Origin of the sequence: Pseudoduganella sp. S-14 (genome assembly GCF_049913285.1) — a bacterium.
Lineage (GTDB): Bacteria > Pseudomonadota > Gammaproteobacteria > Burkholderiales > Burkholderiaceae_D > Rugamonas.
In genome coordinates this window covers 1,473,494-1,488,575 of sequence record NZ_CP183991.1, presented here as the reverse complement: position 1 = coordinate 1,488,575, position 15,082 = coordinate 1,473,494, and the positions used below count along the sequence as shown (strand labels likewise).

Annotated in this window: 16 protein-coding genes; 6 read left to right on the top strand and 10 right to left on the bottom strand. The window is 63.8% G+C overall.

From position 1 onward, the window contains the following. The first annotated feature begins 9 nt into the window (after positions 1–9). Complete coding sequence (locus ACN9MZ_RS06900; RefSeq protein WP_426341476.1) at positions 10–1,296, top strand: SGNH/GDSL hydrolase family protein; 1,287 nt, start codon at positions 10–12, stop codon at positions 1,294–1,296. On the opposite strand, the gene ACN9MZ_RS06895 is transcribed toward ACN9MZ_RS06900, so the two are convergent. Continuing rightward, complete coding sequence (locus ACN9MZ_RS06895; protein ID WP_426341475.1) at positions 1,216–1,950, bottom strand: M48 family metalloprotease; 735 nt, start codon at positions 1,948–1,950, stop codon at positions 1,216–1,218. The genes ACN9MZ_RS06900 and ACN9MZ_RS06895 overlap by 81 nt on opposite strands. 93 nt (positions 1,951–2,043) lie before the next feature. On the opposite strand from ACN9MZ_RS06895, the gene ACN9MZ_RS06890 reads away from it, so the two are divergent. After that, positions 2,044–3,126 (top strand): hypothetical protein, encoded by a 1,083-nt coding sequence (locus ACN9MZ_RS06890; RefSeq protein ID WP_426341474.1) that lies wholly within the window; start codon positions 2,044–2,046, stop codon positions 3,124–3,126. 96 nt (positions 3,127–3,222) lie between these two features. Here the strand turns inward: ACN9MZ_RS06890 and dxs are convergent, their stop codons facing one another. The 3 genes from dxs to ACN9MZ_RS06875 are packed head-to-tail and all read right to left on the bottom strand — an operon-like array spanning position 3,223 to position 6,219. After that, positions 3,223–5,091, bottom strand: coding sequence for a 1-deoxy-D-xylulose-5-phosphate synthase (dxs, locus tag ACN9MZ_RS06885; protein ID WP_426341473.1), 1,869 nt, complete (start codon positions 5,089–5,091; stop codon positions 3,223–3,225). A gap of 1 nt (position 5,092) precedes the next feature. Next, positions 5,093–5,983, bottom strand: a complete 891-nt coding sequence (locus ACN9MZ_RS06880; RefSeq protein WP_426341472.1) for a polyprenyl synthetase family protein — start codon at positions 5,981–5,983, stop codon at positions 5,093–5,095. Next, positions 5,980–6,219, bottom strand: coding sequence for an exodeoxyribonuclease VII small subunit (locus tag ACN9MZ_RS06875; protein ID WP_155455488.1), 240 nt, complete (start codon positions 6,217–6,219; stop codon positions 5,980–5,982). The genes ACN9MZ_RS06880 and ACN9MZ_RS06875 overlap by 4 nt, the downstream gene beginning before the upstream one ends. A gap of 262 nt (positions 6,220–6,481) precedes the next feature. Here ACN9MZ_RS06875 and ACN9MZ_RS06870 point away from each other — a divergent pair, with 262 nt between their 5' ends. From ACN9MZ_RS06870 to ACN9MZ_RS06860, 3 genes are all read left to right on the top strand, one after another. Beyond that, the gene (locus ACN9MZ_RS06870) at positions 6,482–7,582 is read left to right on the top strand and encodes an aromatic ring-hydroxylating oxygenase subunit alpha (protein WP_426341471.1); all 1,101 of its coding nucleotides are present in this window, start codon (positions 6,482–6,484) and stop codon (positions 7,580–7,582) included. Continuing rightward, positions 7,582–8,496, top strand: a complete 915-nt coding sequence (locus ACN9MZ_RS06865) for a DMT family transporter (protein WP_426341470.1) — start codon at positions 7,582–7,584, stop codon at positions 8,494–8,496. Before ACN9MZ_RS06870 ends, ACN9MZ_RS06865 begins: the two co-directional genes overlap by 1 nt. An 81-nt stretch (positions 8,497–8,577) precedes the next feature. Beyond that, positions 8,578–9,432, top strand: a complete 855-nt coding sequence (locus tag ACN9MZ_RS06860; protein ID WP_426341469.1) for a sulfurtransferase — start codon at positions 8,578–8,580, stop codon at positions 9,430–9,432. A gap of 23 nt (positions 9,433–9,455) precedes the next feature. Here ACN9MZ_RS06860 and ACN9MZ_RS06855 read toward each other — a convergent pair whose 3' ends face one another. Continuing rightward, positions 9,456–10,256 carry a hypothetical protein gene (locus ACN9MZ_RS06855; RefSeq protein WP_426341468.1) on the bottom strand — a complete coding sequence of 267 codons (801 nt, stop codon included), beginning with the start codon at positions 10,254–10,256 and terminating at the stop codon, positions 9,456–9,458. A gap of 152 nt (positions 10,257–10,408) precedes the next feature. Between ACN9MZ_RS06855 and ACN9MZ_RS06850 the strand changes: the two genes are divergently transcribed. Next, entirely contained in the window at positions 10,409–10,594 is a 186-nt protein-coding gene (locus ACN9MZ_RS06850) for a hypothetical protein (RefSeq protein WP_426341467.1), read from the top strand. Positions 10,595–10,597: 3 nt separating this feature from the next. Here ACN9MZ_RS06850 and ACN9MZ_RS06845 read toward each other — a convergent pair whose 3' ends face one another. Genes ACN9MZ_RS06845 through ACN9MZ_RS06825 form a run of 5 tightly spaced genes read right to left on the bottom strand, consistent with a single transcriptional unit; the run spans position 10,598 to position 14,968 of the window. Beyond that, positions 10,598–11,068: a TssQ family T6SS-associated lipoprotein gene (locus ACN9MZ_RS06845; RefSeq protein WP_426341466.1), complete on the bottom strand. Its 471-nt coding sequence runs from the start codon at positions 11,066–11,068 to the stop codon at positions 10,598–10,600. After that, positions 11,065–12,819, bottom strand: coding sequence for a serine/threonine-protein kinase (locus ACN9MZ_RS06840; RefSeq protein WP_426341465.1), 1,755 nt, complete (start codon positions 12,817–12,819; stop codon positions 11,065–11,067). Before ACN9MZ_RS06840 ends, ACN9MZ_RS06845 begins: the two co-directional genes overlap by 4 nt. Next, entirely contained in the window at positions 12,816–13,586 is a 771-nt protein-coding gene (locus tag ACN9MZ_RS06835) for a PP2C family protein-serine/threonine phosphatase (protein ID WP_426341464.1), read from the bottom strand. The genes ACN9MZ_RS06840 and ACN9MZ_RS06835 overlap by 4 nt, the downstream gene beginning before the upstream one ends. An 11-nt stretch (positions 13,587–13,597) precedes the next feature. After that, entirely contained in the window at positions 13,598–14,200 is a 603-nt protein-coding gene (tagH, locus tag ACN9MZ_RS06830; protein ID WP_426341463.1) for a type VI secretion system-associated FHA domain protein TagH, read from the bottom strand. A gap of 54 nt (positions 14,201–14,254) precedes the next feature. After that, on the bottom strand, positions 14,255–14,968 hold the full coding sequence (locus ACN9MZ_RS06825; protein ID WP_426341462.1) for a ZIP family metal transporter: 714 nt from the start codon (positions 14,966–14,968) through the stop codon (positions 14,255–14,257). Positions 14,969–15,082: the final 114 nt, after the last annotated feature.

Below are 15,082 nucleotides of genomic sequence, written 5' to 3'. Positions count from 1 at the left end.
AGAATCCACATGAAACGCCTTGCTTTTTCCCTGGCTGCCTTGCTGGCCGCAACAGCCGTCCATGCAGCCGAATGGCGCACCAGCTGGTACGCCGCGCCGATGCCGGCCTGGGGCGCCGAATTCGCCTTGCCCACCTTGATGCCGCCGTCGCTGGAGGCGCAGACAGTGCGCGAGGTCGTGCGCACCAGCGTCGGCGGCGAGCAGGTTCGCGTGAGTTATTCCAACCGCTATGGCAGCGCACCGCTAGTGATCGGAGAAGTGCGGCTGGCGCCGACCCGCGACGAACCGTCGAGTGCAGCTTCGTCGCAGCAGGATGACGAAGGCGTGCAACTGACCTTTGGCGGCCAACGCAGCGTGACAATTGCGCCGGGGCAGTCGGTCACTAGCGACGCGGCCCCGCTGGCGGTCGGCGCCCGCCAGCGCCTGTCAATTTCCACCTGGCTGCCGCAACGCTCTCCGCTCACGACGTTCCACTGGGGTGCGCAGCAAACGGCGTTCGCGGCGCCCGGCAACTGGGCCACCGCCGCCGAGCTGCCGGGCGCGCAAGCGCTGGCTGGCCGCACCTTCCTGAGTGCCGTGCTAGTCTCCGGCCCAGCGCGACGCACCGTCGTCGCTCTCGGAGATTCAATCACCGACGGCAACGGCTCCACACCGGACCGCAACCTCCGCTGGCCCGACCAGCTGGCCGAGCGCGCCGAGGGCGTCGCCGTGCTCAATGCCGGCATTTCCGGCGCCCGGTTGCTGTCCGATGGCATGGGCGAAAAGGCGGCAGCGCGCTTCGAGCGCGATGTGCTGTCGCAGCCGGGCGTGGACACGGTGATCGTCCTGATAGGCATCAACGACATCGGCTGGCCTGGCAGCGCATTCGCCCCGAACGAGCCGCCAGTTACGGCCGACGCCATCGTCGCCGGCTACTGCAAGCTGATCGCCGCCGCACACGCCCGGCAAGTGAGCATCGTCGGCGGCACGCTGCTGCCCTTCGAAGACGCCCTGCAAGGCACGCCCTACGCCGGCCACTACTCGCCCGCCAAGGACCGCGTGCGCCGCGAAGTCAATGAGTGGATCCGCCACAGCGGTGAGTTCGACGCCATCATCGATTTCGACCACCTGCTGCAAGACCCTGCGCACCCATCCCGCCTGCGCCCCGAATTCGACTCTGGCGACCACCTGCACCCCAGCGACGCAGGCTATGCCGAAATGGCACGCGCCGCTGCATTAATCGCCAAGCAAGCGCGACATGCCTTTGGCAAGGCTCAGACGGGTTGCGCCACTGGGGTGGCTGGCCAGCACCGTTAAGGCGGGGGAATCGGCAGCAAGCTTGCTGTAAAAGGTCAGCATGGCCGCGCATGGCCAGCCCGCGCGATAGGCGATCAGCATGCCAAGCTGGTCAGCCTCCCGCTCCTGGATCGCGGCGAGTTTGGACAGGCGGAATTGCAGGGGAACGTCAGAGGCCAACCGCTCCAGAACCACATCGAGCGGCAAATCGCGCCGGCTGTCGAGCAGGGCCTCCGACAGGGTTTCGCGCTCGTGTTCCGCAACGATGTGCGCAATTTCATGCGCAAGCAGGACCGCCAGTTCGCCATCATTCAGCCGAAGGCGTTCGACAAACAGGCTGCCGACCAATAATTTTCCGCCGGCCTGGCTTTCGGCTTCCACAGCCGGATCGTCGGTAACGTGGACCTCCCACGACCATTCCGCAGCAGCGGGCCTTAGCGCGCTGGCTGCGCGCACCAGTCCATCGGCGATGCCCTTCACGCGCAGCAGCAGGACCTTGTCGCGGTCAAGCCGGCCAACCGCAGCCAGCGACACCGTCTGCTCGATATACTGGCTCTCCGCCTGTTGCTCGACTTCTTCGGCGGGAAAGCGCAGCTCCTGCCAGCGGCCGGATTCGGGAACCTGCGCCATGGCTTGCGAGGCCAAGACCAGCAGTACGAGCAGGAGATAGCGCATTTCACTCCCACGATTGGAATAAACTATTTATATCAATTTAGGCGACACTCACCGCGGGCACAAGATTTGATGGAATTTTGTTAGACTGCACAGATGCGAAAATTTCAACAATACGTTTTTGCCATCGCAGTCGCGTTCGCGACCGGCGGCGCGGCAGCCCAGGAGACGACTCCAAGCGTCGAAGTACAGGGCGTAAAGAATCCGGACATGAAGTCCTACCGCGCCGTCGTGGCCGGCCTTGATGCATTCGAGGAGCACCATGCGCTGGCGCCATCGGTGCCGGAGCTGCGCTTCCGGCTGACGGGGCGCGAGGGCCAGGAGCAGCCTGCCGGCGATGCACTCTACCTGCGCATCGTAGGCAACGGCGAACCGATCCCGGTCCCCATCGCGCACGATGGCACCTTCTCCGTGCCGCGCGTGCAATCGGCAATCGACGACGACGCCGACCTGATACTGAACCGCAAGAAAGGCGTGCTGAAAGGCTATCCCGACATCCGCACGCCAGGCTTGCCGGAAAACGTGCGCCGCCTTGGGGACCTTCGCCTGGAATGCCAGGTGATGATCGCCATCGCCAAGAAGGAAATGGGCCTGATGATGAAGCTGTTCGTCAACACGGTCACCATGACGACCAACTGGTGCGACATGAGCTTTGACAAGAAGAAGCTAAGGTTCGCCTTCCGCAGCCTGCGCCCGCTCGAAAGCGCCGAAATCATCGACGGCGAACGCCACGAAAAGCTCGATACCGGCGACTTCAGTTTCCGCTCGCCGATCGGAGAAAGCGATTGGTCGAACGAAGCCCGCATCGAGCTGCGTTACGCGCCGGAGTTGACGCCGGAAGAAAAAGCCAACCCCTGGCTGCAAACGCTGTTCGTAACCGGCTCCATGAGCGACTGGGCTTCGCGCAATCCGCTGCGCAGGGTTGAGGAAGGCATCTACGCCGCAGAACTGGACCTGGGCAAGGGCTCACATTCATTCAAGGTCGGCACGCGCGGCCTGGCGGCAATCAGCCTTGGCGCGCCAGCGCCGGAACAGCAGCTGGCGGACGGTGTAGCCGTGCCGCTGGCAAAACAAGGCAAGCGCCTGCGCCTCAACGTGGAAAGCGCCGGCCGCTACGCTTTCACGCTTGATGCACGCGACAAGGAAGCCCCAACGCTGCGCGTGGCACGCCTGCCCTAAGGCGCGGCGCGCCGGGTTGCAGTTCTCCTTGGATAGGCGCGCACCTTGGCGCAGAAAGGACAGGACTCGGTACATGCACAAAGTCCTTCTTTGTGATCAGCCGTTGTTGACCACCAGGCGCGGTTCGTCGCCGAAACGGCCCTTGATCGAGGCCGCGATGCCGGCGGCATCCAGCCCCACCAGCGCCAGCAGCTTGGCCGGGTCGCCGTGGTCGATGAACTTGTCCGGCAGGCCGAGCATCTGGAGCGGCTTGATGATGCCTTGGGCCGCCAGGGCTTCGGCCACGGCGGCGCCGGCGCCGCCCATGATGCAGCCCTCTTCCACCGTCACCAGGTAATCGTGGTCGGCCGCCAGTTGCTTGACCAGTTCCACGTCCAGCGGCTTCACGAAGCGCATATTGGCCACGGTGGCGTTCAGCAGTTCGGCCGCGCCCATGGCCGGGGCCACCATCGAACCAAAAGCCAGGATCGCGATCTTCTGGCCCTTGCGGCGAATTTCGCCTTTACCGATCGGCAGCGTCGTCAGTTCCTGGGCAATGGTCGCGCCGATGCCTGCGCCGCGCGGATAACGCACGGCCGCAGGACCAGGATGCCGGTAGGCGGTCGTCAGCATCTGGCGGCACTCGTTCTCGTCGGATGGCGCCATCACCACCATGTTCGGGATGCAGCGCAGGTAGGCCAGGTCGTAATTGCCGGCGTGGGTAGCGCCGTCGGCCCCCACCAGGCCCGCGCGGTCCAGCGCAAAGGTCACGTCGAGGTCTTGCAGCGCCACGTCGTGGATCAACTGGTCGTAGGCGCGTTGCAGGAAGGTCGAGTAGATCGCCACCACCGGCTTCAAGCCTTCGCAGGCCAGGCCAGCGCCGAAGGTCACCGAGTGCTGCTCGGCGATGCCGACGTCGAAGTAGCGGTCCGGGTGCTCTTTCTCGTAGCGCACCATGCCCGAGCCCTCGCGCATGGCCGGCGTAATCGCCACCAGGCGCTTGTCGGCCTTGGCCATGTCGCACAGCCAGTCGCCGAACACTTCGGTATAGGTTTTCTTGGACGGCGCCAGCGCAGGCTTGATGCCTTCGGCCGGATTGAATTTCGGCGTGCCGTGGTACAGGATAGGCTCGGCCTCGGCCAGCTTGTAGCCCTGGCCCTTGCGCGTCACCACGTGCAGGAACTGCGGGCCCTTGAGCTGCTTGATGTTCTGCAGCGTCGGGATCAGGGAATCGAGGTCATGGCCGTCGATCGGGCCGATGTAGTTGAAGCCCAGCTCTTCGAACATGGTGGCAGGTACCACCATGCCTTTGGCGTGTTCTTCCAGGCGCTTGGCCACTTCCAGCAGCGGGCCTGGCAGCACGGACTTGCCGACGTTCTTGGCTGCTGCATAGAACTGGCCCGACATCAGGCGTGCCAGGTAGCGGTTCAGTGCACCGACCGGGGGCGAGATCGACATGTCGTTGTCGTTCAGGATCACCAGCAGGTTGCAATCCTTTTCCACGCCGGCGTTATTCAACGCCTCGAACGCCATGCCGGCGGTCATCGAACCATCGCCGATCACGGCGATCGCGTGGCGGTGCTCGCCCTTGATCTTGGCGCCCAGGGCCATGCCCAGCGCGGCGGAAATCGAGGTCGACGAGTGCGCGGTGCCGAAGGTGTCGTATTCCGATTCCACACGGCGCGGGAAGCCGGAAATGCCGTTCAACTGGCGCAGCGTATGGAACTGGTCGCGGCGGCCGGTCAGGATCTTGTGCGAATAGGTCTGGTGGCCCACGTCCCACACGATGCGGTCCTGCGGCGTGTTGAACACGTAGTGCAGCGCGACGGTCAGTTCCACCGTGCCCAGGTTGGACGACAGGTGTCCGCCGGTCTTGGACACGGAATCGAGCAGGAAGCTGCGCAGTTCTTCGGCCAGCGGCGTAAGCTGGTGGCGACCCAGCTTGCGCAGGTCGGCCGGGTTATTGATGGTTTCAAGCAGTTTCATTTTAGGCTTTCCTCTGCACGATCAGGTCTGCGAGTTCACGCAGGCGCAGAGCTTGTTCTCCGAACGGCGCCAGCGCAGCGTGCGCATCCTGCCGCAGTTTTTCCGCCAGGGCGATCGATGGTTCCAGGCCGAGGATGGATACGTAAGTCGGCTTGTTGTCCGCCGCATCCTTGCCCGCCGTCTTGCCCAATGTGGCCGAATCGGCCGTCGCGTCGAGCACATCGTCCACCACCTGGAATGCCAGGCCGATGGCGCGCGAATAATCGTGCAAGGCCGCCAGCTCGGCATCCGTCAAGTCCTTCCCAGCCATCGCGCCCAGCACGACCGAGGCACGCAGCAGCGCGCCAGTCTTCAGCTGGTGCATGCGCTCGAGCTGTTCCAGCGTCAGGCTGATGCCCACGCTATCGAGGTCGATGGCCTGGCCGCCGCACATGCCAGCTGAACCGGCAGCGTCGGCCAGCAGGCGCAGCATGCCGACCAGGCGTTGCGGCGGCACCGACTCGACGCCGGCCAGCACGCCGAAGGCTTGCGCCTGCAGCGCATCGCCCACCAGCAGCGCAGTGGCTTCGTCATACGCCACGTGCACCGTCGGCTTGCCGCGGCGCAGCGCGTCGTCGTCCATGCAGGGCATGTCGTCGTGCACCAGCGAATACGCGTGGATCATTTCCAAGGCGGCGGCGGCGCGGCTCAGGGCCTGCGCATCGGCGCCGAACAAGGCGCCGGCCGCATGCACCAGTAGCGGGCGCACGCGCTTGCCGCCATCGAGCACGGCATAGCGCATGGCGGCATGCAGCTTGGTCGGAACGACATCCTCGGCAGGCAGGTAGGACGACAGGTCCTGCTCCATGCCGGCCTGGATGGTCTTCATCCAGTCCTGGAACGATGCGCTCATTGGGCTGCCTCCTCGCCTTCGGCGAAAGGCTTGAGCATATCGCCTTCCAGCACCTTGACCTGGGCTTCGACCTTGTCGAGCTGGCCGGCGCAGAATTTCACCAGTTCGGAGCCGCGCGCGTAGGCGGCCACCGAAGCCTCCAGCGGCAGTTGGCCGGCTTCCATCTGGCTGACCAGCTGGGCCAGTTCGGCCATCGCTTCCTCAAAGGTGGCGGGCGCATTCATTTTCTTGGGCATAAAGCTATATAACACTAGTGTAGCCCGCTATTTTAGAACAAACTCCTCGCTTCGGTCTAAAAAGCGGCCTCTAAACAAGGCGGAAACGTTGCAATTACATTCACGCCGCCTGCCGGGCGCCCCGCCCCAGAAAGTTCAGCGAAGATAGCCTGTTTCACGCTATAATCTCCGGTTCTGTCCGAAATACCGTTTTTATTATCTGAATTCAGGTCTTTACGGATCTTTCTCTTCTTGGTTTGATATTTAATTAAGGGGGGTTTGGATGTCCGATCTGGGTAGCCACGCCAAGCTGGCGCGTTCGAACGCGCAACTTCCGGTCAACGTCTATTTTGACGAAACGCTGCTGCAGCGAGAAATGCAGGAACTGTTCAAGAAAGGCCCGCGTTACGTCGGCCACGAGCTGATGGTGCCGAATATCGGCGACTTTGCCACGCTGGCGGCTGAAAATGAAGGCCGCATGCTGGTCCGCAATGCCAACGGCATCGAACTGCTGTCCAATGTTTGCCGCCACCGCCAGGCGCTGATGTTCAATGGCCGCGGCAATGCCGACACCATCGTCTGCCCGCTGCACCGTTGGACCTACGACCTGAAGGGCGAGCTGATTGGCGCACCGCATTTCCCGGACACCCCATGCCTGAACCTGCCGAAAGCCAGGCTGCAGAACTGGAACGGCCTGCTGTTCGAGCAAAACGGCTACAACGTGATGGACAAGCTGGGCGCCCTGTCGGTCACCAAGGACCTGGACTTCAGCGGCTACATGCTGGACCACGTGGAAGTGCACCACTGCGACTACAACTGGAAGACCTTCATCGAGGTCTACCTGGAGGACTACCACGTCGAGCCGTTCCACCCCGGCCTGGGCAGCTTCGTCACCTGCGACGACCTGCGCTGGGAATTCGGCCAGGACTACAGCGTGCAGACTGTAGGCGTGAACCGCGGCCTGAAGAAGTCCGGCTCGGATACCTACCAGAAATGGCACGAGCAGCTGCTCAAGTTCCGCAACGGCGAAGCGCCGAAGCACGGCGCGATCTGGCTCACCCTGTACCCGAACATCATGGTCGAGTGGTACCCGCACGTGCTGGTGGTGTCGACCCTGTGGCCGGAAGGCCCGAACCGCACCCGCAACGTGGTGGAGTTCTACTATCCGGAAGAAATCGTGCTGTTCGAACGCGAATTCATCGAAGCCGAACGCGCAGCCTACATGGAAACCTGCGTCGAGGACGATGAAATCGGCGCCCGCATGGACGCCGGCCGCAAGATCCTGATGGAACGCGGCGAAAACGACGCCGGCCCTTACCAATCGCCGATGGAAGACGGCATGCAGCACTTCCATGAATGGTACCGGAGCAAACTGGACATCTGATGCAATCACTCTGGATGTTAGTTGCCAGTTTCCTGTTCGCCGCCATGGGGGTGTGCGTGAAACTGGCGTCCGACGAATTCAGCGTATCCGAAATGGTGATGTACCGCGGGATCATCGGCATGGTCATCCTGTTCACCATGCTGCGCCTGCAAGGCGGCACCCTCAAGACCACCATGCCGCTGGCCCACCTCTGGCGCGGCGCAGTCGGCGTGCTCTCGCTCTGGATCTGGTACTACACCATCGCCAAGCTCCCCCTGGCCACGGCCATGACGCTCAATTACATGGCGCCGATCTGGATCGCCGTGTGGCTGTTCGGCCATGGCTGGTGGCACCAGAAAAACCGCGTCGAATGGCCGCTGATCCTGGCGGTCGGCATGAGCTTTGTCGGCGTCACCTGCCTGCTGCAACCGGCCTTTGACGCCAACCAGTTCGGCCCGGCCCTGATGGCGCTCGGCTCCTCCGTGCTGTCGGCCATGGCGTATATGCAGGTGCGCAAGCTGGGCCTGGCCGGCGAACCCGAATCGCGCGTGGTGTTCTTCTTCAGCGTCACGAACTTCTTCGCCGGCTTTGCTGGACATGTGCTGGAGAGCGGCTGGCATTGGCACCCGCTGGACAACTCGCGCAGCGTCCTGCTGATACTGGGCGTGGGCCTGTGCGCCACCGCCGCGCAAGTGGCAATGACGCGCGCCTACCGCCTCGGCAAGACGCTGGTGGTAGCCAACCTGCAGTACACCGGGATTGTGTTCTCCAGCATCTGGGGCGTCGTGCTGTTCAGCGACAGCTTCGGCTGGTTAAGCTGGGTAGGCATGGCGATCATCCTGCTGTCCGGCGTGGCCGCGACGTTCTACAACACGCGCAGCACGGATCGCGGCAAGGCCATTTCCGAAACCGACCCGATTGCCAGTGAAGTCTGAACAGGCGACGCCACGCGCTGTCATGCGCGCAGCTAAGCTGCTATAGTCGCCAGCATCGCCAGCGACACTGAAGGAAACTGCATGCATACCACCCTGATTGACGCCAACACCCTTGCGCAGCACCTGGACGACCGGCAATGGGTCATCCTCGACTGCCGTCACGACCTGATGAATCCCGCATTCGGCCGCGATGCCTTCGCCGAAGGCCATATCCAGAACGCCCAATTCGCCAATATCGACACCGACCTGTCGGGCCCCAAGAAGGACGCCGACGGCGTATTCCGCGGCCGCCATCCGCTGCCGGAACGCGCAACGCTGCTGGAAACCCTGCGCCGCTGGGGCATCAACGACGACACGCAAGTCGTCGCCTACGACGCACACGGCGGCATGTACGCAGCGCGCCTGTGGTGGCTGCTGCGCTGGGTCGGGCATGGCGCGGTAGCGGTGCTCGATGGCGGCCTGGCAGCGTGGAGCGCCGCCGGCCAGTCCCTGGTGACGACGAGCACCGAGCGCCCGCGCGGCAAGCTCGCCGACAAGGCCCCCCTGGTGCGCACGGTAACGGTAGGCGAGCTGCTTGACAATCTCGACGCGAAACGCCTGCAAGTCGTCGACGCCCGCGCCAACGACCGCTTCCGCGGCGAGAACGAAACGATCGACCCGGTAGGCGGCCATATCCCTGGCGCGCGCAACCGCTTCTTCAAGGACAACCTGCAAGCCGACGGCCGCTTCAAAGAGCCCGCAGTGCTGAAACAGGAACTGGCGCCGACTGTCGGCGCGCCGGCCAGCGCCGTGATGCAATGCGGCTCCGGCGTCACCGCCTGCCACAACCTGCTCGCACTGGAAATCGCCGGCCTGCCAGGTGCCGCGCTGTACCCGGGCTCCTGGTCCGAATGGTGCGCCGACAGCACCCGCCCCGTCGCCACCGGCCCCGCCTGAAATCCGACGGCTCGAGCGTAGCGTTAGTCGCCGCCTCCGCCGCAGCTGCTGCCACAACTGCTGCCGCAACTGCTCCCTCCGCTGTCGCAACTGGTACTTGAGGCATCGCTGCAGTCGACCGAACTGCCGCAGCCGGAACCGCAACTGCTGCCGCTGCTGTCACTGCTGTTCGTAGCCTGCTGCCGGGCGCGTTGCTCGAAGTCGTTGAACTGTGCGGTCGTGATCAGGCCCGCAGTCAGCAAGCCGGCGGCAGCCATCTGCGGGGGACAGCTGATGTTTGGGTCGAACCGGCCTCGCGCGTCGAGCTGGCTGTAACCCGGCTGTCCGTGCTGGACCGAGTAGCCATAGCCAAGCGGCATTTTCAGCTTCTTGTCCAACAGGAAGAGCGACGGTAGCCGCGGTCCTTCGCGGTTCAGTCCTTCCGCATGGCGTGCCCTGACCAGGCAGACCGCCAGCGCTTCATCCAGGTTGCCGCCCATGGCAGAAGCTTCCACGTGCGGCACCACGCGGCCAAAGTGCTTGCGGCAGAACGTTTCCAGCTTGAGCGGGGATAGGCGCAGCCAGGCATGCCAGACCGAGTCGGCGGCCTTGGATGGCAAGGCGCATGGCTTCCCGCCCTGCGCGGCGCATTCGAAAAAGTCGAGCAGGCCGATCGCGGATCGGGCAAAAAAAACGGCATCCCTCGGGATGCCATGGTATTCGAGATTTGCGCTGCCTTTCCAGTAATTGTAAAGGCCAGGCGGTAGTTCCTTGAGGGCCTTGCCGTGCCGCGAGCGCTGCATGAGGCGCTGGGCGTACCAGGTATTCAGCATTGTCCAGATCATGATGCCAGCCTAGAAAAAGATTGTGACAAGTGTATTACAACGTGGCGTGCGTGCCGCACCAGTTCGCTTTTCGTTGGTAATTTGAATGGGAAAGTGTGACTATGGACTTGGGAGTTCGTCGGGCAGAACGAACTTGTTGCGAGAGCAAACATATGAAAATCAGAACAGAACTGGCGGCCACGCAATTCGAGACCCGGGACATCGTCCAGATTGCGATGCGCATCAACGTGGAGGCGGGCAGCATCCATGCCTGGATCTTCCTGAAGCAGAATGGCTTCCGGGATGAAGAGATCATGAACTTGCTGCGTCACACCCCGTCATTGCACGTCGTTCATTAGCAGCTACTTTTTTTTTGCGGCTTCCTTGCGGGCGCGTTCGAAAGAAGGCGTCCACAGGGGATGGCCTTTTTCGCCCGGGCTCAGGTCGAAGGACTTGTCCAGCTTGAAGGCTTTGGCGAACTGCTGGCGGCACAGCGTGGCGCGGTTGGTGACGCAGTAGCTGAAGGCGGTGTACTTGAGCGCTTCCACCTGCAGCGGCTTTTCTGCATTGGCCAGTTCCGGCCCCGTGAGCTGCTTGATCGCGCCGTTGAAATTGCCGGCCTTGTACATCTCGATGCCCGCGTTGAGCGCCTTGCGCGCATCGGGCACTTCAGGCTCCGCTGGCGGAGGGGGCGGGCTGGCCTTCTTGACCGGCGCCGGCGCCGCTTCCTTGGCCGTCGCAGGCGGGTGCGCCGGCTTGTCGTGCAGTGGCCCGAGGGATTCGCAGCCGGCCAGCATCAGTGCGGCGGCGATCAGGAAAATCTTATTCTTCATTGTACAAAGTCATGCTTGATGGTGACCGGCTTCCTGGCGTCCACGTTGACTTTCTGGACATAGGCTGGGAAGTTGGGGTTCTCGAGGCGCACTTCGTGCTCGCCCAGCGGCAGCGTCAGTTTCTTCAAAGGCGGTGTGATGCCTTTCTGGACGCCGTCGACATAGATTGTAGCCCAGGGCTGCACAGCGATGCTGAGCGTGCCGGTAGTCGGCGCGGCAGCTTCTGCGCTCGCGGCTGCGGCGCCTGGCGCTGCGCCGGCCGATGCCGCCTGTGCCGCGACAGGCGCGGCGCCGGAGGTCGACGATGCATTGCTGCTGCTGCCGGCAACTGCGAGGGGCTCGGCAGGCGGTGTGCTGGCAGCGGCAATCGCGCTGGCCGATGCTGCGCTGGCCGGCGCTTCGCTGCTGGCACTGCCAGCGGCCGGCACCTGGGCGCTGGCTACTTCCGGCGCGGCCGGCTTGACCGGGCTGCCGTCGGCCAGCCACGAAATGCCGCCAACCAGCAAAGCCAGCACGACAAGGCCACCGGCAATCATATTGTTCGACGGACGCGAGCTGCGTGCGACCGGCATTGCCTGCCGGCCCGACTTGCTGCCCGATTTGCTGCTGGTTTTGTTGCGGCTCGAGCGCGAACCGGAGTCGAACGGCGAACTGGCGCTCGGCCTCGAACTGGCGCTGGCTTCGCTCGCTGCCGGCCCGCCTTTCTCCGCATTGCGGGCCGAGCGCGAACGATGGCGGCGCGGCGCACTCTCCGGCGCTGCGCTGGCGTCGCCGGCGGCGCTGGCATTGGCGCCGTCGGCAGCGGCGTCGGCTGCGACAGCTGCATTGCTGCCCTCGGCGGCGGGCGCCGCCGCCGGCGCAGCAGCGTCAAAACCAAGCAGCGAGGAAAATTCGGCGATCGATTGCGGCCGGATTTCCGGACGCACGGCCATGCCGCGGTCGATCGCTTCCAGGAACTGGTTGCTGTAGCCTTCGCGCCCGCTGATCGCCAGCGGCTCGATCGGATCGTTCAGCATGCGCGCCACTGCTGCCGGCGGCGCCTTGCCGGTGATGGCGGCGTACATTACTGCCGACAGAGAGTAGATATCGGTCCACGGGCCCTGGCGCATCGATTCGTCGTCGGCATACTGTTCAACCGGCGCAAAGCCCGGCTTCAGGATCACGGTCAGCGACTGTGCCATGTCCTGCACGATCTGGCGCGCCGCGCCGAAGTCGAGCAGCACCGGCTGGCCATCCGGCTGGATCATGATGTTTTCCGGCGAAACGTCGCGGTGCAGGATCTTGGCTGCATACAGCGCTTCCAGTGCGCCCAGCACCGGCTGCAGCAGTCGCTTGAGCCAGGCTTCGTTCACCAGCTCCGGATTGTCGCGAATCACCGCCTTGAAAGTGCGCCCTTCGTAATAGCGCATGGCCATGTAGGCCGTGCCATTCGATTCCCAGAAGCGGTACACCTTGACCAGCGCCGGGTGGTCGAATTGCGCCAGCAGGCGCGCCTCGTTGATGAAGCTGCGCAGGCCGGCCTCGAATGCTTCCGCATGGCGCTTGGAGCGCACCGTCACCGTATGATCGTTGGCGCGCGAGGCCAACGCCGACGGCATGTATTCCTTGATTGCCACCGTGCGTTGCAGCGAGTGGTCGAAGGCGAGGTAGACGATGCCGAAACCGCCTTCCCCGATCACTTCGCGGATCTCGAATTCCGCGACGCGGGTGCCGATTGGCAGGCTGTTAGGCAGTTCGACTGCTTTGTTCATGGAGCTTCACCGATAAAAATTGCCTGCGCGCTGAAATTATCGCGGGCCTTATGCACCAGGCCCGCGCGCTCGTCGGCCAGGGTGCAGATGGCGGACAGCCATTCCTGCGCGCTGCCCGCTTTCGCCAGCAACAACTCCATCTGCGGCTCGGCGACCCATTCCCACAGGCCGTCGGTGCAGATCAGGATCGCGTCGCCCGCGCGCAGCGCCATCGGCGGCATCACGGACGGCTGCACTTCGTTTTCAGTGCCAATGGCAGCATACAGCACATTGCGCTTGGGATGGCTGCGCGGATCGGCGCCAGCGGCCAGGCCGGCGTCGATCATCTGCTGCACCATGCTGTGGTCGCGCGTGGCATGCAGCAGGCGCCCGCGGCGGAACAGGTAGATGCGGGTGTCGCCCATATGCGCCCACGTAGCCTGGGCGCCGGCACGATCGACCAGCGCCAGCGCCACCGTGGCGCTCATCCCCTGCAGCGCCGGGCGTTCCCGCTTGCTGCGGGCCACCGCGATAGCCGCTTCGGCCACCATGGCCGGCGTGGCATCGGCGCTGAAGTCGGGCCGCGCGCCGAAGTTGGACAAGACCGCCTGCACCACGATCTGGGAAGCGATTTCGCCGCCCTCATGGCCGCCCGCGCCGTCGGAAACGACGAAGCACGCCAGTTCACCGCGCTCGGCACGGCCAATGGCATCCTGGTTGGATGCACGTCCGCCGACGGAAGAAACCTCCGCGACACTGAGCGCAATGCGCTGGGGCATATCGGCCATGGCTGACTCCCTTATTCCAGCTCGTCCAGGCGACGCTCGTAGGCACTCAGGAAAGCATCGCCCAGCGTACCGTTGAAGTTGGACTCGCACGCCTTGGCCAGGTCTGCATGCCTGGCGCGGTAGCTATCCCACAGGGCCGCCTTGCGCGCTATCGGCAGCACCGTGCCCAGCACGCTGCGCTTCTGCTGCTCCTCGACCGCTTTCGGCGCCAGGCGAGCCAGCGCTTCCGCGACGGCGCCTTCCATGCCCGCTTTCACGCAGGCCTGGTGGGTGGAGAGGTCGGCAAAGGCATCTTCCAGCGCTTCCACCGGGCCCATGAAGCCCGGCATTTTCTTGCGCAGCATCTGGGTCTTGGCAGCCTGGCTGTCAGGCAGGAATTTCAGGGGATTGTTGTTGCGCACGACGACGACTGTGGCGTCGGCGTGGATATTGCGTTTGAGCTCTGCGCGATTCAGCAGCAGGCTATGCGCACCGCTGATCGACGTGCCGACCAGTTTTCCCAGCATTTCCATGAATTCTGGCGTGAGTTGCCAGTTCGGCTGTACCCCGGCGCCGCGCTGGAAAGCGGCCATCAGGGCATCTGCAGTGTGGTGTTCGGTCGAAGTTTCGAGCATGATGGATCTCCTATCCCCCGTAGCGTAGCAAAAATGATGCCCGCACGTAACAAGTCAGTGCGTATTGTGCGCGCCGGCGGTCAGGAAAAGCACAATTACAACACCAATTGCAATTAAGAAAACTTGGGGAATGGTTTCGCGCATGGTTGCGCGGCGTTGCATTTGCGGCATCAAATCGCTGACCGCGATATAGATGAAACCCGACGAAGCAAACACCAGCACGTAGGGAATCAGGTTGGTCGCTTTGTCCAGGGTGTAGTAGCCGAGCACGCCGCCGGCGACGGACAACAGGCTGCACAGCAGGTTGTAGACATAGGCCCGGGTGCGCGAGAAGCCGGCATTGAGCAGTACGATAAAGTCGCCGATTTCCTGCGGAATTTCGTGGGCGATGATGGCCACGCCGGTGACGATGCCAAGCTGCGGGTTGGCCAGGAAGGCTGCCGCGATCAGGATGCCATCGGTGAAATTGTGCATGCCGTCGCCCAGCAGGATCATCCAGCCGGCACGGCCGGCCTCCGCCTTGTCGTGGCCGTGGTGGTGATGGTGGCCGTCATGCTCGTGGTGGTGCGAGTGGCGCAGGATGGCCAGTTTTTCCAGCAGGAAGAAAGCCAGCAGGCCGGCCAGCAACGCGCCGAACAGGTGGCGCGGGTCGGTGCCCGATTCAAAGGCTTCCGGCAGCGCGTGCAGCAGGGAGGTGGACAGCATGATGCCGACCGACAGGCTGACCATCTTCTCGACCACCTTCGACAGCAGGGCGAACGAAAACACCGCCGCTGCCGTGATACTGGCAACGCCGGCAATCGTGGTGGCCAGCAGGATGGAGGTCAGGACGGGGTCGATGGTGCTTCCTTCGCGTGCAAACCGGGCATTTTACCGCCCTGC